Origin of the sequence: Tepidimonas sp. (assembly GCF_036824975.1) — a bacterium.
Classification (GTDB): domain Bacteria; phylum Pseudomonadota; class Gammaproteobacteria; order Burkholderiales; family Burkholderiaceae_C; genus Tepidimonas.
This window is the reverse complement of the sequence record NZ_DAISZC010000014.1, coordinates 1-25946: the sequence shown is the minus strand read 5'-3', so window position 1 is coordinate 25946 and position 25946 is coordinate 1. Positions and strand designations below refer to the sequence as shown.

At 66.3% G+C, this 25946-nt stretch carries 24 protein-coding genes, 1 tRNA gene and 2 pseudogenes; 11 read left to right on the top strand and 16 right to left on the bottom strand.

All coding sequences use genetic code 11. From position 1 onward, the window contains the following. The first annotated feature begins 21 nt into the window (after positions 1–21). The 4 genes from V7Z54_RS03090 (at position 22) to V7Z54_RS03075 (ending at position 4114) form a co-directional block, all read left to right on the top strand. Entirely contained in the window at positions 22–1872 is a 1851-nt protein-coding gene (locus V7Z54_RS03090) for an aldehyde ferredoxin oxidoreductase family protein (RefSeq protein WP_334134281.1), read from the top strand. Positions 1873–2024: 152 nt separating this feature from the next. After that, positions 2025–3308: an NAD(P)/FAD-dependent oxidoreductase gene (locus V7Z54_RS03085; RefSeq protein WP_334134280.1), complete on the top strand. Its 1284-nt coding sequence runs from the start codon at positions 2025–2027 to the stop codon at positions 3306–3308. Positions 3309–3437: 129 nt separating this feature from the next. Next, positions 3438–3689: a sulfur carrier protein ThiS gene (gene thiS, locus V7Z54_RS03080; protein WP_334134279.1), complete on the top strand. Its 252-nt coding sequence runs from the start codon at positions 3438–3440 to the stop codon at positions 3687–3689. Further along, positions 3686–4114 carry a hypothetical protein gene (locus V7Z54_RS03075; RefSeq protein ID WP_334134278.1) on the top strand — a complete coding sequence of 143 codons (429 nt, stop codon included), beginning with the start codon at positions 3686–3688 and terminating at the stop codon, positions 4112–4114. Before thiS ends, V7Z54_RS03075 begins: the two co-directional genes overlap by 4 nt. Positions 4115–4158: 44 nt before the next feature. On the opposite strand, the gene V7Z54_RS03070 is transcribed toward V7Z54_RS03075, so the two are convergent. Further along, positions 4159–4509 carry a DUF5368 family protein gene (locus V7Z54_RS03070; RefSeq protein ID WP_334134277.1) on the bottom strand — a complete coding sequence of 117 codons (351 nt, stop codon included), beginning with the start codon at positions 4507–4509 and terminating at the stop codon, positions 4159–4161. 20 nt (positions 4510–4529) lie between these two features. After that, the gene (locus tag V7Z54_RS03065) at positions 4530–5855 is read right to left on the bottom strand and encodes an NAD(P)/FAD-dependent oxidoreductase (RefSeq protein WP_334134276.1); all 1326 of its coding nucleotides are present in this window, start codon (positions 5853–5855) and stop codon (positions 4530–4532) included. A gap of 140 nt (positions 5856–5995) precedes the next feature. Here V7Z54_RS03065 and V7Z54_RS03060 point away from each other — a divergent pair, with 140 nt between their 5' ends. Continuing rightward, on the top strand, positions 5996–6442 hold the full coding sequence (locus tag V7Z54_RS03060) for an OsmC family protein (protein WP_334134275.1): 447 nt from the start codon (positions 5996–5998) through the stop codon (positions 6440–6442). A gap of 503 nt (positions 6443–6945) precedes the next feature. Here the strand turns inward: V7Z54_RS03060 and V7Z54_RS03055 are convergent. The 8 genes and pseudogenes from V7Z54_RS03055 to V7Z54_RS03025 all read right to left on the bottom strand — a co-directional run bounded on the left by V7Z54_RS03055 (position 6946) and on the right by V7Z54_RS03025 (position 13543). Further along, the gene (locus V7Z54_RS03055) at positions 6946–7380 is read right to left on the bottom strand and encodes an alanine:cation symporter family protein (protein WP_334134274.1); all 435 of its coding nucleotides are present in this window, start codon (positions 7378–7380) and stop codon (positions 6946–6948) included. Continuing rightward, complete coding sequence (locus V7Z54_RS03050) at positions 7377–7880, bottom strand: alanine:cation symporter family protein (RefSeq protein WP_334134291.1); 504 nt, start codon at positions 7878–7880, stop codon at positions 7377–7379. Before V7Z54_RS03050 ends, V7Z54_RS03055 begins: the two co-directional genes overlap by 4 nt. Next, positions 7852–8037: pseudogene (locus V7Z54_RS09955) on the bottom strand (alanine:cation symporter family protein); the annotation flags it as partial. The gene V7Z54_RS03050 and the pseudogene V7Z54_RS09955, both read right to left, overlap by 29 nt. A gap of 310 nt (positions 8038–8347) precedes the next feature. Next, entirely contained in the window at positions 8348–9253 is a 906-nt protein-coding gene (locus tag V7Z54_RS03045; protein ID WP_334134273.1) for a recombination-associated protein RdgC, read from the bottom strand. Between the two features lie 48 nt (positions 9254–9301). Continuing rightward, positions 9302–9375 (bottom strand) — tRNA-Gly (locus V7Z54_RS03040). Positions 9376–9412: 37 nt separating this feature from the next. After that, positions 9413–10891 carry an NAD-dependent succinate-semialdehyde dehydrogenase gene (locus tag V7Z54_RS03035; protein WP_334134272.1) on the bottom strand — a complete coding sequence of 493 codons (1479 nt, stop codon included), beginning with the start codon at positions 10889–10891 and terminating at the stop codon, positions 9413–9415. Positions 10892–11021: 130 nt separating this feature from the next. After that, positions 11022–12236, bottom strand: coding sequence for a CaiB/BaiF CoA transferase family protein (locus V7Z54_RS03030; RefSeq protein WP_334134271.1), 1215 nt, complete (start codon positions 12234–12236; stop codon positions 11022–11024). A 119-nt stretch (positions 12237–12355) separates the two neighbouring features. After that, positions 12356–13543: an acyl-CoA dehydrogenase gene (locus V7Z54_RS03025; protein ID WP_334134270.1), complete on the bottom strand. Its 1188-nt coding sequence runs from the start codon at positions 13541–13543 to the stop codon at positions 12356–12358. Between the two features lie 157 nt (positions 13544–13700). Between V7Z54_RS03025 and V7Z54_RS03020 the strand changes: the two genes are divergently transcribed. Then, entirely contained in the window at positions 13701–14630 is a 930-nt protein-coding gene (locus V7Z54_RS03020) for a LysR substrate-binding domain-containing protein (RefSeq protein ID WP_334134269.1), read from the top strand. 56 nt (positions 14631–14686) lie between these two features. On the opposite strand, the gene gabT is transcribed toward V7Z54_RS03020, so the two are convergent. Next, entirely contained in the window at positions 14687–15997 is a 1311-nt protein-coding gene (gene gabT, locus V7Z54_RS03015) for a 4-aminobutyrate--2-oxoglutarate transaminase (RefSeq protein WP_334134268.1), read from the bottom strand. A gap of 357 nt (positions 15998–16354) precedes the next feature. Between gabT and V7Z54_RS03010 the strand changes: the two genes are divergently transcribed. Further along, complete coding sequence (locus V7Z54_RS03010) at positions 16355–17758, top strand: aminotransferase-like domain-containing protein (protein WP_334134267.1); 1404 nt, start codon at positions 16355–16357, stop codon at positions 17756–17758. Positions 17759–17820: 62 nt separating this feature from the next. Here the strand turns inward: V7Z54_RS03010 and V7Z54_RS03005 are convergent, their stop codons facing one another. The 4 genes from V7Z54_RS03005 to grpE all read right to left on the bottom strand — a co-directional run bounded on the left by V7Z54_RS03005 (position 17821) and on the right by grpE (position 23127). Continuing rightward, the gene (locus V7Z54_RS03005; RefSeq protein ID WP_334134266.1) at positions 17821–19185 is read right to left on the bottom strand and encodes an MBL fold metallo-hydrolase; all 1365 of its coding nucleotides are present in this window, start codon (positions 19183–19185) and stop codon (positions 17821–17823) included. 48 nt (positions 19186–19233) lie between these two features. Beyond that, positions 19234–20358, bottom strand: coding sequence for a molecular chaperone DnaJ (dnaJ, locus tag V7Z54_RS03000; protein ID WP_334134265.1), 1125 nt, complete (start codon positions 20356–20358; stop codon positions 19234–19236). Positions 20359–20449: 91 nt separating this feature from the next. Next, positions 20450–22420, bottom strand: a complete 1971-nt coding sequence (dnaK, locus tag V7Z54_RS02995; RefSeq protein WP_334134290.1) for a molecular chaperone DnaK — start codon at positions 22418–22420, stop codon at positions 20450–20452. 134 nt (positions 22421–22554) lie between these two features. Then, positions 22555–23127 (bottom strand): nucleotide exchange factor GrpE, encoded by a 573-nt coding sequence (gene grpE, locus V7Z54_RS02990; RefSeq protein ID WP_334134264.1) that lies wholly within the window; start codon positions 23125–23127, stop codon positions 22555–22557. A 142-nt stretch (positions 23128–23269) separates the two neighbouring features. Between grpE and V7Z54_RS02985 the strand changes: the two genes are divergently transcribed. After that, positions 23270–24124 (top strand): fumarylacetoacetate hydrolase family protein, encoded by an 855-nt coding sequence (locus V7Z54_RS02985; RefSeq protein WP_334134263.1) that lies wholly within the window; start codon positions 23270–23272, stop codon positions 24122–24124. 16 nt (positions 24125–24140) lie between these two features. On the opposite strand, the gene V7Z54_RS02980 is transcribed toward V7Z54_RS02985, so the two are convergent. Beyond that, the gene (locus V7Z54_RS02980; protein WP_334134262.1) at positions 24141–24626 is read right to left on the bottom strand and encodes a MarR family winged helix-turn-helix transcriptional regulator; all 486 of its coding nucleotides are present in this window, start codon (positions 24624–24626) and stop codon (positions 24141–24143) included. A gap of 132 nt (positions 24627–24758) precedes the next feature. Between V7Z54_RS02980 and V7Z54_RS02975 the strand changes: the two genes are divergently transcribed. From V7Z54_RS02975 to V7Z54_RS02965, 3 genes and pseudogenes are all read left to right on the top strand, one after another. Next, positions 24759–25271, top strand: a complete 513-nt coding sequence (locus tag V7Z54_RS02975) for a heme NO-binding domain-containing protein (protein WP_334134261.1) — start codon at positions 24759–24761, stop codon at positions 25269–25271. After that, positions 25240–25590, top strand: coding sequence for a histidine kinase dimerization/phospho-acceptor domain-containing protein (locus tag V7Z54_RS02970; RefSeq protein ID WP_334134260.1), 351 nt, complete (start codon positions 25240–25242; stop codon positions 25588–25590). The genes V7Z54_RS02975 and V7Z54_RS02970 overlap by 32 nt, the downstream gene beginning before the upstream one ends. 6 nt (positions 25591–25596) lie before the next feature. Further along, positions 25597–25946: pseudogene (locus V7Z54_RS02965) on the top strand (hypothetical protein); the annotation flags it as partial.

Here is a 25946-nt window from a genome sequence, read left to right as displayed (position 1 = left end):
TTCGACAACGGGAGCACGACCATGGCTTGGGCTGGAAAAATCCTGCGCGTGAACCTGACGGCTGGCACCTGTAAGGCCGAACCGCTGAACATGACCTGGGCGCGCCAGTATCTGGGTTCGCGCGGACTGGGCAGCAAGTACTTGGTGGAAGAGGTGGACCCCAAGGTGGACCCCTTGTCGCCGGACAACAAAATCATCTGGGCCACCGGGCCGCTGACGGGCACCATGGCGTCCACCGGGGGGCGCTACACGGTCATTACCAAAGGGCCGCTGACCGGCGCCATTGCCTGCTCCAACTCCGGTGGCTACTGGGGGGCGGAGCTCAAAGCCGCTGGTTGGGACATGATCATCTTCGAGGGCAAGTCGCCCCAGCCGGCATACCTGTACATCAACGACGATGTGGCCGAGCTGCGCGACGCCTCGCACCTGTGGGGGAAGTCCGTCTGGCAGACCGAGGAGATCCTCAAGACCAGCCTGCAAGATCCGCTGCTGCGTATCTCCAGCATCGGGCGCGCGGGTGAAAATCAGGTGTTGTTTGCCTGCGTCGTCAACGATTTGCACCGAGCCGCCGGGCGCTCTGGGGTGGGCGCGGTGGCCGGCAGCAAGAACCTCAAAGCGATTGCCGTGCGCGGCACCAAGGGGGTGGGCAACGTGCGCGATCCCAAGGCTTTCATGGCCGCCACGCGTGCCGCTAAGAAGGTGCTGGCCGACAACGCCGTGACCGGACAGGGGCTGCCGAAGTACGGTACCCAGGTGCTGATGAACGTCATCAACGAAATCGGCGCCCTGCCCACCCGCAACCACCGCGATGTGCAGTTCGAGGGCGCCAAAGACATCTCGGCCGAGGCGATGCTGACGCCGCGCCCCGCCGACGGCAAGACGCACCTGGTCACCAACCAGGCGTGCTTTGGCTGCACCATCGCTTGCGGGCGTATCAGCAAGATCGACGAGACGCACTTTAGTGTGCAGAACAAGCCGCAGTACTGGGGCGCCAGCGGCGGCTTGGAGTACGAGGCCGCGTGGGCGCTGGGAGCGGCCAACGGCGTCAATGACCTGGAGGCGTTGCAATACGCCAACCTCATCTGCAACGAGCACGGCATGGACCCCATCAGCTTCGGTGCCACTGTTGGCGCGGTGATGGAGCTGTACGAGATAGGTGTGCTGACCAAGGAGCAGATCGGCATCGAGGCGCCGTTCGGCTCTGCGCGCGCGCTGTGCGAGTTGGCGGACATGACTGCCAACGGCATCGGTTTCGGTAAAGAGATCGGGCTGGGCTCCAAGCGCCTGTGCGAGAAGTACGGCCATCCGGAGCTGTCGATGAGCGTCAAGGGGCAGGAATTCCCTGCCTATGACAGCCGCGGCATCCAGGGCATGGGGCTGGCATACGCCACCAGCAACCGCGGTGCGTGCCATTTGCGCGGCTACACCGTTGCGTCAGAGGTGCTCGGTATCCCGGTCAAGACCGATCCGCTGACCACCGAGGGCAAGCCCGAGCTGGTGAAAGCCTTCCAGGATGCCACCGCGGCGTTCGACTCCGCTGGGATCTGCATCTTCACCAGCTTTGCGTGGACGCTGGCCGACGTCGCCCCGCAGGTGGCTGCCGCCTGTGGAGAGGAGTTCACGGTTGAGGAGCTGGAGCGCATCGGGGAGCGCATCTGGAACCTGGAGCGCACCTTCAACAACGCCGCCGGTTTCACCGCCAAGGATGACTCGCTGCCGGCGCGTCTGCTCACCGAACCGGCCAAGACTGGCCCTGCCAAGGGGCTGGTGAACAAGCTGCCCGAGATGCTGCCCAAGTACTACCAGGTGCGGGGCTGGGACAGCGAAGGGCGTCCCACGCCGGAGACGCTGGCCCGGCTGGATCTGGGCTGATACGCGCGGGCAGCCCGAGGACCTGCGCGCTGAGCGTTCGACGGGCGGCCGCAGGGATCGGTCGGCCGTGGTGGGGCACGGGTCGCTGCAAGCGCCTGACTTCTGTCCCGGGGGTGATCATCGGGCTTACTCCCTTCTTGGGAAGGCACACCATGACACAGCACGTCATTCTGGGTGCGGGGCCCGCGGGGGTCATCGCGGCCGAAACCATCCGCAAGCACGCGCCGCACGACCGCATCACGCTGGTCGGTGACGAGCCGCACCCGCCGTACTCGCGCATGGCCATCCCGTATCTGTTGATCGGCCAAATCGGCGAGTCCGGGATCCATCTGCGCAAGGGCAGCGATCACTACGAACGGTGGGGTATCGAGCGCGTGGCGGGGCGAGCGCGCCGGGTCGATGTGGCCGCGCGCACCGTGGCGCTGGACGATGGCCGCACCGTGCCTTTCGACCGGCTGCTGATCGCCACCGGTTCGCATCCGGTCAAGCCGCCCATCCCGGGCATCGACCTCCCGGGCGTGCACCACTGCTGGACGCTGGACGATGCACGCGCCATCATGCAGCGGGCCCGGCCGGGGGCGCGCGTGCTGCAGCTGGGTGCGGGCTTTATTGGCTGCATCATCATGGAGGCGCTGCAGCTGCGAGGGGTGCACTTGACGGTAGTCGAAATGGGCGACCGGATGGTGCCGCGCATGATGGGGCCGACGGCCGGCGGCATGATCCGGCGCTGGTGCGAGGCCAAAGGCGTGGCGGTACACACCGGCACCCGGCTGGAGCGCATCGAGGCAGGGGGCGGCGACGCGCTGGTGGCGCATCTGTCGGGTGGGGTGCGGGTCGAGGCCGATCTCGTCATCATCGCTGCTGGGGTGCGTCCGGCCATCGGGTTCCTGCAAGGCAGCGGTATCCAATGCCTGCTGGGCGTGCTGACCGACGAGCACATGCAAACCAACGTCGCGGGCATCTATGCGGCCGGTGACTGCGCCGAAGCTTTCGACAAGGTCAGTGGTACCACCATCGTCAGCGCCATCCAGCCCAATGCCGCCGAGCAGGCGCGCGTGGCAGCGCTCAATATGGTGGGGCAGCGCGTCGAGTTGCGCGGCGTCACCCAGATCAACGTGCTCGACACCTTAGGACTGATTTCCGCCAGTTTTGGCAACTGGCAGGGGGTCGAGGGCGGCGAGCGCGTCGAAACCATCGATGAAGCACACCACCGCGTGTTGAGCATGTGCTTCGACGGCGACGTGATGGTGGGCTGCAACAGCGTGGGCTGGACGCAGCACCTAGGGGCGCTGCGCGGGCTGGTGGAGGGCCGGGTACGGCTGGGGCCGTGGAAAGAGCGGCTGTTGCACGACCCCACCCAGTTCATGGCCGCGTATGTGGACTGCGCCCAGGCGCAGTCGCGCTGGAGCGGGGCGGATGACACGCGGCGGCGGTGACGAATTCCAGGGTTCGCTGTCGGTGGCTGGGCTTACTGCGTGGGAGGTGGCGCGCCGCGGCGGCCTCACGTGGGGACGTGGTTTGGATGGACCAGCGAGCCGGTGCCTGCTTCGGGGGCGGTGATCGCCATGACTGTCACACTCAAACTGTTTGCCACCCTCAGTGACCATCTACCCCCCGAGGCGCGCCACAATGAGGTGACACTGGACTGGGCGCAGGGGCAGACGGTGCAGGCGGTGATCGACCGTCTGGCGTTGCCGCCCCGGCTGGTGCATCTGGTGCTGGTAGACGGGGTATTCATCCCCCCCGAGCAGCGCACCACCCGGCGCTTGGCTGCCGGGGAGGCGCTCGCCATCTGGCCACCGATTGCCGGCGGATGACGGTCATGGGTGATGGAAACTCTGCGTCATCATCCGCTTGTGGCTCGGTCCAGGCGGGCGCGGGGCGGTGGAAGGAGGTGGCTTCCGACGGATCAACGGACGAGGTTATCGAGGTGGCGGCAGCCGGAATGGGCAGCCTCTGGGAATGGGGCGCGGACGTCACGGCGACGGCGGCGGAATGGCGTGCCATGCTGATTCCGGCCCTGAGTCCGTATCCCTGGACCCCAGTTGGCGACCACGGCTGCCAGGTCAGCGTGGGCGACGGGACGGCGCTTCTGTCGTGGACGCCGCTGGCGCCCCGGGTGATAGCGCGCTTGAGACTGCCGCGCCTGCGCGTGACGCTGCAGGCGTCAGGCGTGTCGGCGATGGATTGGGATGCCTTCCTGCGGCGTCTGGCGTTGTATACACGGCGCGGTGGAGGCTGACGCCGCTGCGGTATTCCGAGCGGGCCGCGCCGGGGGCGGGGCGATCAGCGCGCAGGCCGCAGTGCCAGCAGCCCCAGCACGGTGTACATCGTCACCGTCGAGGCCACGAACCCCAGCCCGTAGACGATCAGGATCAGAAACCAGTCTGCCGGGCCCGCAGCATCGGTAAAGCCGGAGGACGACACCACCGCCATCAACACCAAGGCCAGTCCCCCACCGATCAGCCCCAAGCCTTCGGCCCACAGCAACCGGCGCGACGCCAGCCGCCGCTCGCGCCGCAGCACCATCACGAATCCCACCAACACCGCCAACGCCAACAGCGGCAGCAACCACAGCAGCGGGCCCAGCATTTCCTGAAACACGGCCAGAAAAACCAACGGATCGTATTCTTTCATGACATGCTCCGGACAGGGGATCAGGCGCGGCCGCGCAGCATGCTCACGTAGGTGGGCTTTAGGGCCATGGTTTTCATCACCCAGCTCACCCACAGCTCTTCCAGCGGTGCAATAAAGCCGGGGAACGACTGATACAAGTTGTCGTTGTAGTCGAATTCGATCAGCATCGCCCGCCCCAGGCGCGTGATCAGGGGGCAGGAGGTGTAGCCGTTGTAGCGTTCGCCAGAGGGCTTGTTGGCCAGATCACCCACCAAGTGATCGACGGCCACCGGCACCTGCCACTTCACGCTGGCCGCCGTCTTGCCTTTAGGTACGCCCGCGATGTCCCCAACACCAAACACGTTCGGATAGCGCTTGTGGCGCAGCGTCTCGCGGTCCACTTCCAGCCACTGCTCGCGCGCGAACGGTCCTTCGTTCCAGGGCAGAGGGCTGTTGCGCACCACCGCCGGGGCGCGCATCGGCGGCACCACATGGATGAAGTCGTAGCCCAGCTCGGTGGTGCCGGTGGGGGTGCGGTACGTGGCAATACGTCGCCCCAGATCGATCGCCACCAGGCTGTGCTCCATATGGGTACGGATGCCGCGTTCCTGGTAGAGCATGCGCACCTTTTCGGAGACTATCGGCACCGAAAACAGCGTCTTTTGGGGTGCCAGATAGTGCAGCTCGGCCTTGCCGCGCTGACCGGCCCGGCGCAGCCGATCGTCGGTGATGAAGGTGTATTTCAGCGGTGCTCCGGCGCACTTCATATCCGTATGGGAACGGCCAAACAGACCGACGCCCCCCTTGGCAGCAAAAGTAGACATCACCTGCCACGTGGCGGCTGCCGCCTGCGGCCCGTTGTAGACGCTGCCCACGCCGTCGCGCCCGATCCACCGGGTGTCCATACCCTCGATCGCATCGTAGTTCAGCTCCAGGCCGCAGGCCACTATCAAATAATCATAGGGCACCTTTTGGCCACCCGTGGTGGTCACGACGCGCGCCTCGGGGTCGATTTCGGCCGCGGCCTGCTCGATCCAGTCAACCCCTTGCGGGATATATTCCCGCGTGGTGGAAATCGTGTAGCTGGCCGGTTTGATGCCGGCACCCACCAGGGTATAGCCGGGCTGGTAGTAGTGCTCGCGGCGCGCGTCGATCAGGGTAATCGAAGCCCTAGGCAGGCGCGCGCGCAGGCGGGAGGCGCTGGCCAAGCCCGCGGCACCGGCTCCGACGATGGCGATGCGGACCGGCGCGTCAGATGTTGTCGCGGCCGCTGCCGGAGGCGCGGCCGACAGGCCGCCGCCGGCCAAAGCACCCAGCGCAGCCAGGCTGGCCAGGGCGGCGCGGCGATCGGAGTCGAAAGCGGTCATAGTAGTCTCCTCTACTCTCATCGGCGTGAGCGCGTGATGACTGGAATACTCACGGGAGTTTGTAAGATACTAAAGAGAAATCTGGTTGACTTTGAGATTTCTCAAAGTTGGTGTCCGAGTCACCTAGGAGAAACCCGCATATGGCCGCCGAAGCCTTGGTCACCCTGACGCGCCGTCAGGGCTATCAGTTCGAAATCGACTTTGGTCTGGATACCCCGCACGTGTTCAGCGACGAACCTCCGCCCCTGGGGGCGGCGCAGGGGCCGACGCCCAACCACCTGCTGCTAGCGGCGGTGGCCAACTGCCTCAGCGCCAGTCTGACCTTTGCGCTGAGCAAGTTCAAGCAGGATCCGGGCACGCTGACCGCAGTAGCGCGGGCCACCATCGGACGCAACGAGGCCAACCGTCTGCGCATCCAGGGTATCCGCGTCGACATCCGGCTCGAACGGCCCGGCGATGCCTACCAGCACCTGGACCGGATCCTTGATCAATTCGAGCAGTTCTGCACCGTGTCGATGAGCGTGCAGCAAGGCATACCGGTAGCCGTCAGCGTCACCGACGGAGCCGGACGGATCCTCAAAGGCTGAGCGGCGCTACCGGACGACTCTGGCCAGCCCCATGGGGCCCGTTGCGGGGACCGTCCCAAGGTAGGCGCGTTGACAGGACAATGTCGTCCCGTTCACAACGTACGTGCGTTGCGGGAACGCTCCGTTTAGGGTAGGCGCGTTGACCCTATCCCGGGGTATTTACCGCGCGGCAGCGCCGCTGCCGCCTCAGCGACCGTCACGGGGGGCGGGCGGGCGATCCGCTCGGCTTCGTATGCACGCAGCTCCCGACGCACGACGGGCATCAGCAGGTACAACCCGAGATCACGTTGGCGATGCCCATTGCGAAGATCATCGCGTCGGAGAAGTCGATCACCGGCCCCAGATTCATCGTTGCACCGACGATCACGCACAGCAAGAACAGTCCCTTGTACGTCAGTTCGATGGCGCGGTGCGGACCGAGTGAGGGATAAGGTCTTCACGACCGTCGCGAGCGGGCAGAGCGCAAGGCGCACGGAGTGCAGCGACCGAGACATCACAATGAGTTAGGCGAGGGAGCGAGCACCGCGCAACGCAGCGATCGGTACGCGCAGCAGGTTGTGCAGACCTTCCTTAGAATGTCTCCGCGCCTGCAGTCCGTAGTACGACCAGGTGATCGTCGTCGAAAACGCAAACAGCACCACACACACCGCCAGTACCACCGGAAAGCCATCCATGAAACGGCCAAACGCCGCCGAGTTCAACGCCACGCCAAGGACGCCGCCGGCCGATGGGGTGGGGCCTTTGGCGTCCACGTAGCCGGTGACGATGATTACCAATGCCGTCATCGTGCAGAGGACCACGGTGTCGATAAACGGCTCCAGCAGCGCAGCGTAGCCGTGGGAAATGGGACAATCGGTGCGCACGGCGGCGTGCGCGATGGCCGCTGACCCGATCCCGGCTTCATTGGAGAAGGTGGCACGCGGAAACCCCTGGATCAACGCCCCCGCGCGTCCCCGGCGACACCTTTAGGCCACCGCTGGCGCGCTGCTCCACGCGTGATCAATGCCCCCAGCGCGCCCCCGGCGACACCTTCGGCGGACCAGGCACCCATCAGGATCTGGCCCACGGCCCACGGCAGCCGGTCGGCATGCGCCGCCAGCACGACGGCGCCGGCGCCCAGGTAAAGCACCGCCATCACGGGCACCAGCCGGGCGGTAACGGCAGCGATGGAGCGGATGCCGCCGATGATGACCAGCCCCACCAGCAGCGCCAGCCCACTGCCAAACAGCCAGGCGTGGTGCGCCAGTGGGCTTGCGTGGCCGCCGGTGACCTGCAGCAGCTGCTGGTAGCTTGGGTTGGCCTGGAACATGTTGCCACCGCCGAGCGAGCCCCCGACGCAGCAAAAGGCGAAAAATACCGCCAGAGCCCGACCCAGACGCGGCCAGCCACGCTCGGCCAGTCCCCTGGGAGAGGTAGCGCATCGGGCCGCCCGCCACACGGCGGTCAGCCGCGTCGATGTCGCGGTACTTAACACCCAGCGTGACCTCGGTTATTAATTTGGTGGCCATGCCCAGCAGGCCGGCCACGATCATCCAAAATGTCGCCCCGGCCCCGCCCACCGACACCGCCACTGCGACGCCGACGGTGTTGACCAGCCCGACGGTTTCTGGAGACTGCGGCGCTCAACGCCTGAAATGGCGAGACTTCCCCCAGGGTGGTTCGGGTCGGTGTAGCGCCCCCGTACCACGTCGATGGCGTGACCGAAGCCGCGCAGCGGGATGCCACGGAAATACACGGTAAACACAAGCGCTGCCGCGATCAGCCAGCCGACGATTAGCGGAAAGCGGTGCTCCCCTACCGGTACGGCGTAGAAGATTGATGCCCGACAGGGTGTCGGCCAGCGGTTGTGCCGCCGCGCTGATGCGTTCGTCCAGGAGCCGGGGCAGGGATGATTCAGTCGTCATGTCAGGGCGGCGTGGGCGCGAGGCCACCCAGCGCCTGGATCAGATCGGTGAGCAACGCACCCAGTTCACCGGTGGCAATGGCGGCGTCGGCGTCGAAGCCGCCATCGTCGGCTTGCCCCTGCGCCGTGAACACCCCATCGTCAAATGCAAGGCGGCGCAGCTGCAGCGTGTCGGTGAGGACGAACTGGACCCGGCCCTCCCAGTCCAGGGCCAGACGGGTGGGGCGTTTGCCCTGCGCCAGATGGCGCTGCATATCTTCGCGGTCGAGGACGTGACGTGTAAAACGCACCACCGCCGGACGGTCTCCGTCGCCCTTGAGTTCCACCTCCCGCCCCGGCGCAAAGTGCGGCGGCCAGTCGGTGGCGTCGGCGGCCAGCCAGCCGGCCATCGCGGTGGCTGGGGTCAGCGCCGTCTGCAGCGGCTGCAGGCGCAAGCCAGAGAGTGACTCGGTCAACGCGGAGGTGACGAGATCGATGCGACGCGCCACGGTCGTATCCAGCGCCAGCCGCCCTTGCGTCCGATCCAGCCACACCTGAACGTCGGCGCTGGCCGGAAACGCCAACGGCAACAGCTCCTGCTCAATGGCGTCCTTGAGCTCGCGCTGTTCGCGCCGGCCCGGCGTGCGGCCCTCTTCGGCCTGAATGCGCGCACAGCGTTCCTGAAGCTCCTGTCGCAGCACGGTCGCAGGGACGCGTTTGGTCTCGATGCGAAAACGCATCAGCCAATGCCCGGCCACCGCTTCGACCAGTGGGGCGTGCGGCAGACCACGCGGCGCAACCCAGCCGACGCTGAGGGTTTGCGTTGGCCCGCACGGCGTAAACGGCTGGGCGGCCAGGGCCGCCTCAGCCTGCTCCAGCGTGGTGGTCAGGCCGTCGGCCAGTTGGTAGATCGTCAGTTGTTTGAACACGGGCGCGCCAGAAACGAAAAACCCGGCAGGCGCCGGGTCGGTGGAGTATGGAGCGGCTGATGGGAATCGAACCCACGTCTTGAGCTTGGGAAGCTCAGGTCCTACCATTGAACGACAGCCGCGCGCCCTGCATTGTAAAACAAAGCCCGGCCCGGCTGCTCAGCGCAGCACGTCGCCAATACAAACGTACTTGAGCTCGACGTACTCGTCGATGCCGTGGTGCGAGCCCTCTCGTCCCAGCCCAGACTGCTTGACGCCGCCGAAGGGTACGTGCTCGGTGGCCAAGATGCCCACGTTGACCCCCACCATCCCGTACTCCAGCGCCTCGGCCACCCGGAAGATGCGCCCGATGTCACGGCTGTAGAAGTAGCCTGCCAGCCCGTACTCGGTGGCGTTGGCCGCGTCGATGACTTCTTGCTCGGTGCGGAACTTGAACACCGGCGCGAAGGGGCCAAAGGTTTCCTCGCGCGCGCACAGCATCTCGGCCGTGGCGTCGGCCACCACGGTGGGTTCGAAGAACAAACCGTGCAACCGACGACCGCCTGTGAGCACGCGCGCACCCTTGGCAACGGCATCCTCCACGTGGCGCAACACCTTCTGCACCGCGGCCTCCTCGATCAGCGGGCCCTGGTTGACACCGTCTTCAAAGCCGTTGCCCACTTTGGCGGTGGCCACCTTGGCGGCGAACCTCTGCACGAACTCCTCGTAGACGCCTTCCTGCACATAGATGCGGTTGGAGCACACGCAGGTCTGGCCAGCGTTGCGGTACTTACTGGCAAAGGCGCCTTCCACAGCGCTGTCGATGTCGGCGTCGTCGAACACGATGAAAGGCGCGTTGCCGCCCAGTTCCAGCGACAGTTTCTTGACGGTAGGGGCGCTTTGCGCCATCAGGATGCGGCCGACCTCGGTGGAGCCGGTGAAGCTCAAGTGCCGCACCACCGGGCTGTCACACAGCACTTTGCCGATGGCGATGCTGCCCGAGCCGTCGCTGGTGAGCACATTGAGCACCCCTGCTGGGATGCCCGCGCGCAGCGCCAATTCGGCGGCGGCCAATGCCGTCAGCGGGGTTTGCTCGGCCGGTTTGATAACCACCGGGCAGCCCGCCGCTAAAGCGGGCGCCACCTTGCGCGTGATCATGGCCAGCGGGAAGTTCCACGGCGTAATCGCCGCACACACGCCAATCGGCTGCTTGAGCACCAGCAGGCGGCGGTTGTTGTCAAACGGGGGCAGCGTCTCTCCATTGACACGCTTGGCTTCTTCGGCAAACCACTCGACGAAACTGGCGCCATACGCCACTTCACCCTTGGCCTCTGGCAGGGGTTTGCCCTGTTCAGCAGTCATCAGACGGGCCAGGTCGTCTTGATGGGCCATCAGCAGTTCGTACCACCTGCGCAAAATGTTGGCGCGTTCCTTGGCCGTTTTGTTGCGCCAGGCGGGCCAGGCCGCGTTGGCGGCCGCGATGGCCTGTTGCGCTTCGGCCGGGCCAAGCTTGGCCACATCAGCCAGTTTGCACCCGGTGGCGGGGTCGATCACGTCGAACCGCTCGCCTGTGGCCACCCATTCCCCGCCGATGAGCGCTTCGGTCTTGAGCAGGGTGGGGTCTTGGAGCAGCGCGAGAGGGGAGGCTTTTACGTCCATCGTCGTCTCCGTCATGTCAAGCTAACCGCCACACTGTAGCGCGAAGCCGACGGCATACCCGGTACAGCCAGCGACAGCCACCGCGGCCCTGTGTGGGCCGCGCAGCCGGTACAGCCGCCACCTGGACAGCTCAGCGCCATACCGCTTGATCCCCACCCAGAACCGGCGGTGGGCGATGGGCGGTGGGCCGCTGGCCGTCGAAGCAGACGGGGTGCGCCACCATCGGCGGGCGTTGTGCGTCGCCGTCCAGCACCATGCCGCGCGCACGCACCTGCGGGTGCGACATCACCTGCGCGATGTCCAGAATCGGCGCACACGGCACGCCAGCCGCATCCAGCCGTTGCACCCAGTCGGCGGTGTCGCGTGTGCGCGTCCACTCAGCGATGCGCGGCACCAGCTCGGCCCGGTGCGCCACCCGTGCGGGGTTGGTAGCGAAACGCACGTCATACGCCACTTCGGGGTGGCCAGCCACCTCACAAAAGCGCTGAAACTGCCCGTCGTTGCCCACCGCCAGCACCAAATGGCCGTCGCGTGTGGGGAAGGCTTGATACGGCACGATGTTGGGGTGCGCGTTGCCCATGCGCCGCGGTGTGCGCTGGCCGACGAGCTGGTTGCTGGCCTGATTGGCCAACATCGCGACCTGCACGTCGAATAGCGCCACGTCCAGCACCCGCCCGCGGCCGGTGCGCTGGCGTTCGTGCAGCGCCGCCAGGATGGCGGTGGCGGCGTACACCCCCGTCATCAGGTCGGTCACGGCCACGCCCACCTTCTGGGGTTCGCCATCGGGCTCGCCGGTGATGCTCATCAGCCCGCCTTCGGCCTGGATAGCGAAATCGTAGCCCGCTTTATGGGCCAGCGGGCCGTTCTGCCCGTAGCCGGTGATGGAGCAGTAGATCAGGCGTGGATTGAGCGCTTGGAGGCTGGCGGCGTCCAATCCGTAGCGGGCCAGATGGCCCGCTTTGAAGTTTTCGATCAGCACATCGGCCTGGCGCGCCAGCGCCCGCACGCTCTCCACGCCCGCCGGCTGTGCGAAGTCGATGGCAACCGACCGTTTGCCGCGGTTGGCACAGATGAAATAGGCCGACTGCCGCTGGCCACCGGTGGCGTCCGGTTCCCACCACGGCGGCCCCCACGTGCGGGTGTCGTCGCCTGTGCCCGGGCGTTCGACCTTGATCACGTCTGCTCCATAGTCGGCCAAGATCTGGCTGGCCCAGGGGCCAGCCAGCACGCGGGACAAATCCAGCACCCGCACACCGTGCAACGGTCGGGGGGCATCAGCCTCGTCACGCACGCCGTGCGGGCCGGGGGATGCCGTTGCTGGGACAGGGGCTTCGTCAGGCATCATGGTTGGGCGAGAAACCAGTCAGCGCAGAACCTGGACGCTGCGCTGCGCAGACAAAGGGTGGCAGGCGGTATCGGCGGCGGTGAGCCCAGCACTGAACGGCGACGTTCGTCCTTCCGCACTTAGCTGGCAAAGGCGGCGATACCGGTGATCGCGCGGCCCAGGATCAGCGCGTGAATGTCGTGCGTGCCTTCATAGGTGTTGACCACCTCCAGGTTGACCAGGTGGCGGGCCACGCCGTATTCGTCGCTGATGCCGTTGCCGCCCATCATGTCGCGCGCCATGCGAGCGATCTCCAGCGCCTTGCCGCAGTTGTTGCGCTTGAGCACGCTGGTCAGCTCCACCGGCGCCTTGCCTTCGTCCTTCAGACGGCCCAGACGCAACGCCCCTTGCAGCCCCAGCCCGATTTCGGTCAGCATGTCGGCCAGTTTTTTCTGGATGAGCTGGTTGGCCGCCAGCGGACGCCCGAACTGCTGGCGATCGAGCACATACTGGCGCGCGCGGTGGAAGCAGTCTTCCGCCGCCCCCATCGCACCCCAGGCGATACCGTAGCGCGCGCTGTTCAGGCACGTAAACGGGCCCTTGAGGCCACGGATGTCGGGGAAGACGTTCTCTTCGGGGCAGAAGACGTCGTCCATCACGATCTCGCCAGTGATGGAGGCGCGAAGCCCCACTTTGCCGTGGATGGCGGGGGCCGACAAGCCTTTGAAACCCTTTTCCAAGATGAAGCCGCGAATCTGGCCTTCGTCGTCTTTGGCCCACACCACGAACACGTCGGCGATGGGGCTGTTGGTGATCCACATCTTGGTGCCGCTCAAGCTATAACCGCCGGGCACCTTGCGCGCGCGGGTGATCATGCTGGCCGGGTCCGAGCCGTGATTGGGCTCGGTCAGGCCAAAGCAACCCACCCACTCGCCTTTGGCCAGCTTGGGCAGGTACTTCTGCTTTTGCGCCTCGGTGCCGAATTCGTAAATCGGCACCATCACCAGCGACGACTGCACGCTCATCATGCTGCGGTAGCCGCTGTCGACGCGTTCCACTTCGCGCGCGATGAGCCCGTAGCTGACGTAGTTGAGCCCCGCGCCACCGTACTGCTCGGGAATCGTGGGGCCGAGCAGGCCGATGGCCCCCATCTCGTTGAAGATGGCACGGTCGGACTTTTCGTGGCGGAACGCCTCCTGCGCGCGGGGCAGTAGCCGCTCTTGGCAGTAGGCGCGGGCCGCGTCGCGGACGGCGCGCTCATCGGCGCTGAGTTGGTCGTCCAGAAAAAATGGGTCGGCCCAGTCGAAGGCGGTGCGGGTCGAGGTCATGCGGTTGCCCTTTCTCGGTGATATGCATGTTGTGTCGATGTTGACAATGTTATGCCCTTTGTCTGTACCAGCCAAACGATTTTTTATCGCTCAGATATGAGGAAGGCGCATAATAGTGCGTCCGGCACCGCCAAAGTTCGCGGTTCTCAACGACCCCATGCGCCGCCGTCTGCCCTCCCTTCAGGCCCTGCAGTGTTTTGAAGCGGCCGCCCGCCATCAAAGCTTCACGCGTGCCGCCCAAGAGCTGGCGCTGACGCAAAGCGCCGTATCGCGCCAGGTGGCGGTACTCGAAGCGTTTCTGGGGGTGGCGCTGTTTCGGCGCACCCAGCACGGCATGGCGCTCACCCCTGCCGGGGCCGACTACGCCCGTCAGGTGCGGCAGCGTCTGGATGCGCTGGAGCGTGATGCGGTGGATGTCATGGGCCGGCGCGGGCAGGGCGACAGCCTGACGCTGGCGGTCGTGCCGACGTTTGCCACGCGCTGGCTGATTCCGCGCTTGCCGCAGCTGGCCGCTCGGCAGCCGCAGCTGCTGCTGCATTTCGAGACCTGTACGCGCCCGTTCCTGTTTACCGACACCGGGGTGGATGCGGCCATTTGGGCAGGCACGCCGCAGCAGGTGCAGCAATGGGCCGGCACGCACGCCATGCGGCTGATGGACGAAGACGTGCTGCCCGTGTGTAGTCCGCACCTGCTGCGGGCAAGCGGCTATGGATCAGGCCCGCTGACACCAGAACAGCTGGCCGCACTGCCGCTGCTGCAACAAGCTACCCGCCCCGATGCCTGGCGGCAGTGGTTTGACGCGCAGGGCGTCGATGCGCCGCGCGCCGTGGCTGGCCCGCGCTATGAGCTGTTTTCGATGCAGGCGGCCGCTGCCATCGCCGGTCTGGGCGTGGCCCTGATGCCGACCCTGCTGGTGCAGGACGAGCTGGCCAGCGGGGCGTTGGTCGTGGCGTGTCCGCAGCCGCTGAAAGCGCAGCGCGCCTATTATCTGGTGCAGCCGCAGGTTCCGCAGCGCCCGGCACTGGCGCTGCTGAAGGCGTGGCTGCAGGATGTTTGCCGACAGGGGGGCGCGACGGATACGCGCTGATACGCCAGCGGCACGAACGGCGCCCCGTGCTGGCGTCGGCTCGCGTCTGGCACCGATCAGCCCTTGGCGGCTTGTAGCGATTCGCCCAGGATGGCCAGCCCCTCATCCAGCAGCGCGTCGCTAGCCGTCAGCGGCACCAAAATGCGAATGACGTTGGCGTACAGGCCGCACGACAGCAGCACCAGTCCGCGCTTGAGCGCCTCGGCGCACAGGCGCCGGGTCAGATCGGCAGCGGGCTTGGACAGATCGCCGCCGTCGAACAGTTCGATGGCCACCATCGCGCCCAAGCCGCGTACATCGCGGATTTCCGGGTGCTGGGTCATCAGCGCGGTCAGGCCCGCTTTCAGCCGCTCGCCCACGGCGCGCGAGCGCTCCAGCAGTTTTTCTTCTTCGAACACGTCCAGCACCGCCAGCGCCGCCGCGCAGGCCAGCGGGTTGCCGGCGTAGGTGCCACCCAGGCCACCGGGCAGCGGCTTGTCCATGATCTCGGCCCTGCCGATGACGGCCGAGATGGGGAAGCCACCCGCCATGCTCTTGGCCATGGTGATCATGTCAGGGGCTACCCCCCACTGTTCGCAGGCCAGCCAAGTGCCTGTGCGGCCCGCGCCGGTCTGCACCTCATCGGCAATGAAGACGATGCCGTGCTGGTTGCACAAGGCACGCAACGCGCGGGCAAATTCAAACGGCGCGACATAAAAGCCGCCTTCGCCCTGCACCGGCTCCAGGATGATGGCCGCCACCCGGCCCGGCTCGACGTCGTATTTGAAGATGTGCTCCAGCGAACGCAGGGCGTCGGCGACGCTGATGCCGTGCAACGGATTGGGATACTCGGCGTGGTAGATCTCGGCCGGGAAGGGGCCAAAGCCCACCTTGTACGGGGCCACCTTGCCCGTCAGCGCCATGCCCAGCAGCGTGCGGCCGTGAAAGCCGCCGCCGAAGGCGATGACCGCCTGCCGACCGGTGGCCGCGCGCGCGATCTTGATGGCATTTTCCACCGCCTCGGCCCCGGTAGACAGGAAAAAGGCCTTCTTGGGAAAGTTGCCCGGCGCCTTGGCGATCAGCCGCTCGGCCAGCTCCACATACGGCTCGTAGGCCAGCACCTGAAAGCAGGTGTGGTGCACCTTGTCCAGTTGCGCTTTGACGGCTTCGACGATCTTCGGGTGACGGTGGCCCGTGTTGAGCACGGCGATGCCACCGGCGAAGTCGATGTAGCGGCGGCCCTCGACGTCCCACACTTCGGCACCTTCGGCGCGTTCGGCAAACACCTCGTAGGTTTGCCCCAGCCCAGCGGGTAGCGCCGCGCGGCGGCGTGCCATCAGGCTGGCGTTGGTCTTGGCGGCGGATTGCAGCTGCGGATCGCTGTGCATGACGGTCTCCCAGTCGGAAAATGGCGCCAGCGGTGGCGCGACAGCCCACCTGACGCTGGACTCATGGATGCGCCACCGCGACAGAGCCCGCCCCGGGTGACATCCCAAGCCGACACTGTAGGCCAGCGGACACCCCCGTAACATATACAGCCGTGCCATCGCGCCCTAAGCACTGTGCTGCCGCGCTGGCCGGTACAGCGCCGCCTGGATGGACAGCCTCCCGCCGCGCCTGTGTCCCTTGCCGGGTCGAGGGTGGCACTCAGGGCGCGGCTGTTGACGTCGCTGGCCGGGTGTTGGCACAGGCCGGCGAAGGTGGCGCTTGTTTGGTGGTCGGCACCATCCGTTGGTTTTGTGCACATGTTCACACTCGATCCAGCCAGCGCGACACCGCTGGTGTTGCAAATTGTCGATGGTTTTCGCGAGTTGATCCGCAGCGGCGTGCTGAGGCCGGGGGCGAAAGCGCCATCGATACGCCAGTTTGCGCATGCACACGGTGTCAGCGTCTACACGGTAGTGGATGCGTATGACCGTTTGGTAGCGCTGGGGTATTTCGTTTCACGTCCGCATTCCGGATTTTTTGTGCGCAGCCGCGACAGTCGGCCCGACACGGCTGCAGAGCAGGGGCCGCAGTACCACTTTGACTCGATGTGGTATCTGCGGCGCGTGTTCGAAAATCGCAACCTGCGCTTGAAGCCGGGCTGCGGCTGGCTGCCCAGCGACTGGTTGTTTGGTGAAGGCGTCAAACGCAGTCTGCGCGCGCTGGCGTCGGACGCGGTTGATTTGGGGGGCTACGGAGAACCGAAAGGCTTCACACCGCTGCGTCAGTTGGTGCGTGATGTGCTGGCCGAACAGGAAATCGCCGTCGTCAGCGACCAGATTGTGTTGACGCATGGCTCCAGTCAAGCCATGGATCTGGTGGCGCGCCGCCTGGTGCAGGCCGGCGACACCGTACTGGTGGACGAGCCGGGCTATCCTAACTTGCTGTTTTCGTTGCGTTTTCTGGGGGCGCGCTTGATTGGTGCACCGCGCACGCCGCAAGGCTGGGATCTGGTAGCGCTAGAGGAGCGCATCGTCACGTACCGGCCCAAGGTCTTTTTCACCCAACCGCGGCTGCAAAGTCCCACCGGCTCGGTGGCGTCGCTGGCGCAGCTGCACCGCGTGGTGCAGCTGGCCGAGCGCTACGGTGTGCGGGTGGTGGAAAACGACATCTATGCCGATCTGGACCCCGAGCCGCGTCCGTCGTTGGCCAGTCTGGATCAGCTGCAGCGCGTCATCTATATCGGCAGCTTCTCGAAAACCATCTCCCCGAATCTGCGCGTCGGTTTCGTGGCGGCGCACCCCGACGTGCTGGAAGACGTGGCGCAACTGAAAATGATCTCGGGGTTGACGTCGTCGGAGTTTGCCGAACGGCTGGCCTACGGTGCGTTGATCGATGGCCGCTGGCGCAAGCACCTGCGTGCCCTGCGGCAGCGGCTGGCGCAGGCGCAGCAGCGCGTGGCTGAGCAGCTGGAGCGCAAAGGGTTCGAGCTGTTCGCACAGCCCGGTGCCGGTATGTTTCTGTGGGCGCGGCATCCGTCCATCGACAATGCCACCACACTGGCCTACCAAGCGGCGGAGCAGGACATTCTGCTCGGACCAGGCCACCTGTTCGGGCTCGATCTGCAACCGAGTCCGTGGCTGCGCTTCAACGTGGCCTTTGCGGACGACGAAGCGCTGTGGCGCTTTTTGTCTGGGGCGACCAGCTCGGCCGGTAGGGGCTGAACGGGTTTGCTGAGATGTCCGATTGCGGCTCGGCGCCGCGGCCGGAGGTTGTTCCGCGTTGCCTACACCGCCCACGTGGATCCATGTTCCGGCACCAGGGCTGGTCGGCGCAGTTCGCGCTCGATGCGGCAGCGTAGCGCGTCGGCGGCTTCCGGTTCACCGTGGGTGACGAAGATGCGGTGCGGGGTGCCGGGTATGGCGCGCAGCCAGCCCAGTAGCCCGTCGGCGTCGGCGTGGGCAGAGGCAGTGGTCAATTGCACGACTTCCGCCGCCACCGCCCAGTCCTGTCCGTGAATGCGCACCGTGTTGTTGCCGCGCAGCAGCGAATCCCCGCGGGTGCCCGGCGCCTGGTAGCCCGTCAGCATCACCATGCTGCGGTGGTCGCCGAGGTACAGCTTGAGGTGGTGCAACACGCGCCCCCCGGTGGCCATGCCACTGCCGGCCAGAATCACCTTGGGCCCCCCATGGCGGGCGATGGCCTTCGATTCGTCCGGTGTGCGTGCCACCTGCACGCTCTGTGTCATGTGGCGCACCTGCTGGGCGCTGAGCCGGTGCTCACCCAGGTGCTGCATCAGCAGCGCCGTGGCATGCGCGGCCATCGGGCTGTCCAGGTAGACGGCCAGCGCACGCGGCAGCCGCTGCTGGCGCTTGAGCTCGTCGATGGCGTGCAGCAGCGCCTGCGCGCGACCGACCGCGAACACCGGCACCACCGCCGTGCCGCCGCGGGCGGCCACGCGCGCCAGCAGCGGGGCGAGTTCGTCGATCAGATGGCCAGTGGGGTGCAGACGGTTACCGTACGTGGACTCCACCACCACCGCGTCGGCCGCAGGCGGCGGATCGGGCGGAAACATCAGGAGATCGTCGGCCCGTCCCAGGTCGCCCGAAAACAGCAAACGCCGCCCGCCCACTTCCACCAGCACAGACGCAGCCCCCAGGATGTGACCGGCGCCAAAAAACTGCACCCGCCAGCCGGTGATTGGCTCAAAAGGTTGATACAGCGGCTGCGCGCGCAGATGGCGCAGCGCTTCCTGTGCGTCGGCCGCAGTGTACAGCGGCAGCGCCGGGCTGTGCCGGGAGAAGCCGTGCCGGTTGGCAAACGCTGCGTCTTCCTCCTGCAGGTGGGCGGCGTCGGGCAGCAGGATGTCGCACAGGTCGCGGGTGGCGGCGGTGCACCAGATGCGACCCCGGAAACCCTCGCGCACCAGCAGCGGCAGGTAGCCGCTGTGGTCGATGTGTGCGTGGGTCAGCACCACCGCGCGGATCTGGTTGGGCACGATGGGCAGCGGCGCGCGGTTGCGCAGCCGCAGGTGCTTGTAGCCCTGGAATAGCCCGCAGTCGATCAGCAGCCGATCGTTGCGGTACTCGATCAGGTATTTCGATCCGGTGACGGTTCCGGCGCCGCCCAGAAACTGTATGCGCACGTCCATGGGGGCATGGTAGCGTGGCCGCGCACCCGCATCACCGTTTGCGCAGCCTCAGGAGAAAAAATCTTTGGCCCTCTCAAACCATCCCTTCTCGTTGGGGCTGTGGCGGCCGCCGCCTTTGCGAAACGACTCCTCGAGTTCACGCAACAGGCGGCGCTGGTGCTCGGTGAGTTTGACTGGCGTCTCGACCACGATGTGCGCGTACAGGTCACCGGGGAAGCTGGAGCGCACCCCCTTGATGCCACGGCCCCGCAGGCGGAAGGTCTTGCCGGTCTGGGTGCCTTCGGGGATATCGATGGTGGCCTTGCCGTCGAGCGTCGGCACGTCGACCTCGCCGCCCAGCGCGGCGGTGGTGATGCTGATCGGTACCTGCACGTGCAGATCGTCGCCGTCGCGCTCGAACAGGTCGTGCTTGCGGATGCGGATCTCGATGTACAGGTCACCGGGCGGCCCTCCGTTGCGCCCGGGCTCGCCGTTGCCGCTGGAGCGGATGCGCATGCCGTCGTCGATGCCAGCGGGAATGCGGATCTCCAGGGTCTTGTGGCGCTTGACTTTGCCTTCGCCGTGGCAGGTGGGGCAGGGTTCGGGGATGATCTTGCCGCTGCCGTGGCAGTGTGGGCAGGTCTGCTGCACGCTAAAGAAACCCTGGCGCATTTGCACCACACCGTTGCCATGACAGGTGGGGCAGGTCTTGGCGCTGGTGCCGGGTTTGGCCCCGCTGCCGTGGCAGGTAGGGCAATCGTCCCACGACGGGATGCGAATTTGCGCATCCTTGCCGCGAGCGGCTTCCTCCAGCGTGATCTCCATCGCGTACGACAGATCGGCACCGCGGTAGACCTGGCGTCCGCGTGCCCCGCGTGGCGCGCCGAAGATATCGCCGAAGATGTCACCGAACGCTTCGCTGAAACCGGCGAATCCGTCGCCGGCGCCGGCGCGCATGTTGGGGTCGACGCCCGCGTGGCCGTAGCGGTCGTAGGCGGCGCGCTTGTCCGCATCGGACAGGATCTCGTAGGCTTCCTTGACCTCCTTGAATTTTTCCTCGGCCGTCTTGGCGGCATCCCCCTGGTTGCGGTCAGGGTGATATTTCATGGCCAGCTTGCGGTAGGCCTTCTTGATCTCGTCTTCGCTGGCGTTGCGGGTCACGCCCAGGATCTCGTAGTAGTCGCGTTTGGCCATGTCGATCCACAGTCTTGCTTGGAGCGGAAAAGCCGCGCCGGGCGCGAATGCCCGAACGCGGCGTGCAGCAGCGGCGGGTCAGGTCGGCGGCTCAGTCGCGCTTGACTTCCTTGACCTCGGCGTCCACGATGTCGTCCGCCGCCGCGCGCGAGGCGCTGCCGTCCGTGCCCGTCGATCCGCTGGCGGTCGCTGCGGTTGCGGCGCCCGCTGCCTGCGCATCGGCGTACATCTTCTCCCCCAGCTTCTGGCTGGCGCTCATCAGCGCTTCGGTCTTGGCTCCGATGGTAGCCTTGTCGTCGCCTTTGATGGCCTCTTCCAGCTCCTTGATCGCGGCTTCGATGCGATCCTTGTCGGCGGCGTCGAGCTTGTCGCCGTACTCTTTCAGGCTCTTGCGCACCGACGCGATCAGGGCATCGCCCTGGTTGCGGGCCTGCACCAGCTCGACCTTGCGCTTGTCCTCGGCCGCGTTGAGCTCGGCGTCCTTGATCATGCGCTGGATCTCTTCTTCCGTCAGGCCCGAGTTGGCCTTGATGGTGATCTTGTTTTCTTTGCCGGTGCCTTTGTCGCGCGCGGACACGTGCAGGATGCCATTGGCATCGATGTCAAAGGTGACTTCGATTTGCGGCACGCCGCGCGGTGCTGGCGGAATGCCCTCCAGGTTGAACTCACCCAGCAGCTTGTTGCCCGCGGCCATTTCGCGCTCGCCCTGATAGACCTTGATGGTCACGGCAGGCTGGTTGTCTTCGGCCGTGCTGAACACCTGCGAGTACTTGGTCGGAATCGTGGTGTTCTTCTTGATCATCTTGGTCATGACGCCGCCCATCGTCTCGATGCCGAGCGACAGCGGGGTCACGTCCAGCAGCAGCACGTCCTTGCGCTCGCCGGACAACACGGCGCCCTGGATGGCCGCGCCCACCGCCACCGCCTCGTCGGGGTTGACGTCCTTGCGCGGCTCGCGGCCGAAGAACTCCTTGACCTTCTCCTGCACCTTGGGCATGCGCGTCATGCCGCCGACCAGGATCACGTCGTCGATATCCGAGACCTTGATGCCGGCGTCCTTGATGGCGATGCGGCACGGCTCGATGGTGCGCTCGATGAGATCTTCCACCAGGCTCTCCAGCTTGGCGCGCGTGAGCTTGATATTGAGGTGCTTCGGCCCGGTGGCGTCGGCGGTGATATAGGGCAGGTTGATCTCGGTCTGCTGGCTCGACGACAGCTCGATCTTAGCCTTCTCGGCGGCTTCTTTCAGGCGCTGCAGGGCCAGCACGTCCTTAGACAGATCGACGCCCTGTTCCTTTTTGAACTCGCTGATGATGTAGTCGATGATGCGCTGGTCGAAGTCTTCGCCACCCAGGAAGGTGTCGCCGTTGGTGGACAGCACCTCGAACTGCTTTTCGCCGTCGACGTCGGCGATTTCGATGATCGAGATGTCGAACGTGCCGCCGCCCAGGTCATAGACCGCGATCTTGCGGTCACCCTTGCCACCCTTGTCCAGACCAAAGGCCAACGCGGCAGCCGTGGGCTCGTTGATGATGCGCTTGACCTCCAGCCCGGCGATGCGGCCGGCGTCCTTGGTCGCTTGGCGCTGCGCGTCGTTGAAGTAGGCCGGCACGGTGATGACGGCCTCGGTGACCGGCTCGCCCAGGTAGTCCTCGGCGGTCTTCTTCATCTTGCGCAGCACTTCGGCGCTGACTTGCGGCGGTGCGAGCTTTTGGCCGCGCACTTCGACCCAGGCGTCACCGTTGTCGGCCTTGATGATTTTGTAGGGCATCAGGCCGATGTCCTTCTGGACTTCCTTCTCTTCGAACTTGCGACCGATGAGACGCTTGACCGCAAACAGCGTATTTTTCGGGTTGGTGACGGCCTGACGCTTAGCCGGGGCGCCGACCAGGATTTCGCCGTCTTCCATATACGCGACGATGGAGGGCGTGGTGCGCGCCCCTTCCGCGTTTTCGATCACCTTGGGCGCGCCGCCTTCCATGATGGCGACACACGAGTTGGTGGTGCCCAGGTCGATGCCGATGATCTTGCCCATGTGAGGATGCTCCTGTTTCGATTCGATGAAAGCCGCGGTGGCCGGGCTACGGTGGGGACCCCGGTGGCGGGTGATGCCGATCGAGGCCCGAACTGCGGCGCTATTACGCAGGTGGGGGCGGCCCGGCGGACTTCAAGGCTGCGGGAATACCCCCGGCTAGGTCATTTGGGCGCCGCCACCGTCACCAGCGCCGGACGCAGCACGCGCTCGGCCATCAGGTAGCCTTTTTGCAACGTAGCCACCACCGTGTTGGCGGGCTGGTCGGCCTCGACCATGCTGATGGCCTGGTGCTGGTGCGGATCGAAGCGGTCGCCGGGCGCCGGGGCGATCGGCGTGATTTTCTGTCGGGCCAGCGCCGCCTGCAACTGCTTCAACGTGGCCTGGGTCCCTTCACGGATCTGCTCGATCGTCGCCTCCTGCACGACCAGGCCAGCCTCCAGGCTGTCGAGCACCGGCAGCAGGCTCTCGGCAAAGCTCTCGATGGCGAATTTGCGCACTTTGGCCATCTCCTCTTCGGCCCGCCGGCGCGTATTTTCGGCATCGGCCAGCGCGCGCAGCAGCTGGTCGTTGAGGTCGGCCACGCGGCTGCGCAGGGCCTGTAGTTCGGCTGCGGCGTCCGGTTTCGCGTCGTCGGCTGCCGCCTCGGCAGCCGGGGTGCTGGTGCTGTCGGCCGCTGCGGCGGCGTGCGCCCCATTGGCCGCGTTCGGGGTCTCGGGAGTGGAGGTCTGAGTCATGGGTGGTTGTACGATCCGATGGGAGAAGACAACAAACTGTACTTACACTGGGGACGGCGGAGGCGCTTTCAAGAGGCGTGCCACAATGCCGGTGGTGGTCGGTTGCGGCCCGTCTTCCGTCAAGCGCACCGGAGTGTGACCGATGAAGCTGTTCCGTTACGGCCCCCCAGGCGACGAACGCCCCGCCATGCTCGACGCCGATGGCGTGGGCCGCGATCTGTCGGCCGTGGTTGGCGACCTGACGCCACACACTCTGGGGCCGGATGCGCTGGCGCGTCTGGGCCGACTCGACCCGGCCCGGCTGCCACCAGTGGAGCCGGGGCAGCGGCTGGGCCCCTGCGTCGGGCAGATCGGCAACGTGATCGCCATCGGCCTCAATTATGCCGACCACGCCGCGGAGGCGGGCCTGCCAATCCCGAAGCAGCCGATCGTCTTTAGCAAGCACACGGCGACCGTGTGCGGCCCGCACGACGACGTTTGGCTGCCGCCGGGCGCGCAGAAGCTGGACTGGGAGGTGGAGCTGGCCGTCGTCATCGGGCAGCCCGCCTGGCATGTGCCCGAAGCGCGTGCGCTGCAGGTGGTGGCTGGTTACTGCTTGGCCAATGATGTCTCGGAGCGCGCGCACCAGCTCGAGATGGACGGGCAGTGGATCAAGGGCAAAAGCTACCCGACGCACTGCCCGCTGGGGCCGTGGCTGGTAACCGCCGACGAAATCCCGGATCCGCAGGCGGTCGAACTCTGGCTGGACGTCAACGGCACGCCGCGCCAGCGCGGCAGCACGCGCACGATGATCTTCGGCGTGGCCACCATCGTGGCGTACCTGAGCCGCTTCATGCGGTTGCTGCCAGGCGATGTGATCCTGACCGGGACGCCACCGGGCGTCGGCATGGGGCAGCGACCGCCCGTATACCTGCGCGCGGGTGACGTCATGACGTTGGGCAGCCCGCAGCTGGGCGAGCAGCGCCAGCGCGTCGTCGCGGCACCGCTGCCGGCCTGAGACGGGTGCCGCCCGGTCAGGCGTTGCGGCCCAGGTAGACTTTGCGCAGCAGGCGAATCAGCATGGTGCGCTCGACGTCGTCGAGGTGCGTCACGTCTGAGCTCTCGACGGCACTGACCAACGCCTGCGCCTGCGCTTGTACGGCCGCACCCCGCGGGGTCACGTACAGCGCCTGCGCGCGCCGGTCGGTGGGGTGATCGCGCCGTTCGATCCAGCCGCGTTGCTCCAGCCCGCGGACCAAGCCCACCAAGTTGGGCGGCAGGATGTCCAGCGCCGCGCACACCTGGCGTGAGGTGATGCCGGGGTTATGGGCGATGAGGGTCAGCACGGTAAAGTCCACCACGCGCAGACCCCAGGGCTCCAGACGCGGCAGGACGTGGCCGATGATGGCCAGCGCCGCGCGCCGCGCGTTGTAGCCGATCAGCGACTCCAGGAAGCGGGTGTCCACGCCGGGGTTCGGCTCGGGCGGTGGCGTGTCTGCGGGGTGGGAAATTACGCTCACGGCGTGGATGTTAGCGCCCGTGCCGGGCGTGGCCTGCGCGTATGATGTTCCGGCATCGGCCAGCGAGGAGTACCGACATCGGCCAGCGAGGAGTCAACGCATGAAGGGTATCGTCTTTTCCGAGCCATCGAGATGGTCGAGGAGCAGTTCTCGCCCGAGGTGGCCGACCGCATGATCGAGGCCGCAAACGTGCCCTCCGGTGGAGCCTACACTGCGGTCGGTACCTACAGTCACGAGGAGATGCTGGCGCTGATCGGGGAGCTGTCCCGGCTGACCGAAGTCCCGGTGCCGCAGCTGGTGCGCGCGTACGGGCGGCATCTGTTTCGGCGCTTCACGCAGCTGTACCCGTCGTTTTTCGACGGAGTGCCGACGGCGTTCGATTTTCTGTCACGCATCGAGAACCACGTGCATCTGGAGGTGCGCAAGCTGTACCCCGACGCCGAGCTACCGCGCTTTGACACCCCCGAGGCCGATGTCCGCCACTGGGTGATGGTCTACGAGTCGCGCCGGCCGTTTGCGGCGCGGGCCGAGGGGCTGATCGAGGGGTGCCTGGCACACTACGGCGAAAACGCCGAGCTGACGACCACGGGCCTGTCCGAACCGGGGTTGACCCGTGTCCGATTCGACATCGTCCGCCGCGCCTGACCTGGCCGCGGCGCTGGCGCTGGCCGAACGGCGGCTGGTGCGCGAGCGCAAGGCGCGCAAGGAGGCCGAGGCGCTGTTGGAGAGCAAAAGCCGCGAGCTGTACCTGGCCAACCAGCAGCTGCGCGCGCTGGCGCAGGACCTGCAGGCCCAGGTGCAGCAGCGCACCGCCGATTGGGTAGCGGCGCGCGACACCGCGCTGGAGGCCAGCCGGGCCAAGTCCGAGTTCGTGGCGGTGATGAGCCACGAAATCCGCACCCCGCTCAACGGTGTGCTGGGGAAGCTGGATCTGCTGCTGCACACTCCGCTGTCGGCCGAGTAGCGCGAGATGGTTGACACCGCGATGCATTCGGCGCGGCTGCTGCTCGGGCTACTGAACGACATCTTGGACTTCTCCAAGATCGAGGCTGGCCAGCTGGTGCTGGAGCAGGTCGCGTTGGCGCCCGCGACCCTCATTCGGCAGTGTGTCGACAGCCTGGCCGTGCAGGCGCAAGCCAAGGGGCTGACGCTGACCTGCGACATCGATGCCAGCGTGCCGGCGGCCGTCCGCGGTGACCCGACCCGCCTGCGGCAGCGCGGCTGGAGCGGCCCCGTGGTCGCGCTGACCGCCAATGCCACCGAGGCCGACCGTCAGCGGTGTCTGGCCGCGGGCATGAAATTTTCTGTCCAAGCCGTTTA

Excerpts from the sequence above, each read along its gene's own strand:
- V7Z54_RS03090 (WP_334134281.1), top strand. The coding sequence starts at position 22 with ATGGCTTGGGCTGGAAAAATCCTGCGCGTGAACCTGACGGCTGGCACC.
- V7Z54_RS03085 (WP_334134280.1), top strand. The coding sequence starts at position 2,025 with ATGACACAGCACGTCATTCTGGGTGCGGGGCCCGCGGGGGTCATCGCG.
- thiS (WP_334134279.1), top strand. The coding sequence starts at position 3,438 with ATGACTGTCACACTCAAACTGTTTGCCACCCTCAGTGACCATCTACCC.
- V7Z54_RS03075 (WP_334134278.1), top strand. The coding sequence starts at position 3,686 with ATGACGGTCATGGGTGATGGAAACTCTGCGTCATCATCCGCTTGTGGC.
- V7Z54_RS03070 (WP_334134277.1), bottom strand. The coding sequence starts at position 4,509 with ATGAAAGAATACGATCCGTTGGTTTTTCTGGCCGTGTTTCAGGAAATG.
- V7Z54_RS03065 (WP_334134276.1), bottom strand. The coding sequence starts at position 5,855 with ATGACCGCTTTCGACTCCGATCGCCGCGCCGCCCTGGCCAGCCTGGCT.
- V7Z54_RS03060 (WP_334134275.1), top strand. The coding sequence starts at position 5,996 with ATGGCCGCCGAAGCCTTGGTCACCCTGACGCGCCGTCAGGGCTATCAG.
- V7Z54_RS03035 (WP_334134272.1), bottom strand. The coding sequence starts at position 10,891 with ATGGACGTAAAAGCCTCCCCTCTCGCGCTGCTCCAAGACCCCACCCTG.
- V7Z54_RS03030 (WP_334134271.1), bottom strand. The coding sequence starts at position 12,236 with ATGATGCCTGACGAAGCCCCTGTCCCAGCAACGGCATCCCCCGGCCCG.
- V7Z54_RS03025 (WP_334134270.1), bottom strand. The coding sequence starts at position 13,543 with ATGACCTCGACCCGCACCGCCTTCGACTGGGCCGACCCATTTTTTCTG.
- V7Z54_RS03020 (WP_334134269.1), top strand. The coding sequence starts at position 13,701 with ATGCGCCGCCGTCTGCCCTCCCTTCAGGCCCTGCAGTGTTTTGAAGCG.
- gabT (WP_334134268.1), bottom strand. The coding sequence starts at position 15,997 with ATGCACAGCGATCCGCAGCTGCAATCCGCCGCCAAGACCAACGCCAGC.
- V7Z54_RS03010 (WP_334134267.1), top strand. The coding sequence starts at position 16,355 with ATGTTCACACTCGATCCAGCCAGCGCGACACCGCTGGTGTTGCAAATT.
- V7Z54_RS03005 (WP_334134266.1), bottom strand. The coding sequence starts at position 19,185 with ATGGACGTGCGCATACAGTTTCTGGGCGGCGCCGGAACCGTCACCGGA.
- dnaJ (WP_334134265.1), bottom strand. The coding sequence starts at position 20,358 with ATGGCCAAACGCGACTACTACGAGATCCTGGGCGTGACCCGCAACGCC.
- grpE (WP_334134264.1), bottom strand. The coding sequence starts at position 23,127 with ATGACTCAGACCTCCACTCCCGAGACCCCGAACGCGGCCAATGGGGCG.
- V7Z54_RS02985 (WP_334134263.1), top strand. The coding sequence starts at position 23,270 with ATGAAGCTGTTCCGTTACGGCCCCCCAGGCGACGAACGCCCCGCCATG.
- V7Z54_RS02975 (WP_334134261.1), top strand. The coding sequence starts at position 24,759 with ATGGTCGAGGAGCAGTTCTCGCCCGAGGTGGCCGACCGCATGATCGAG.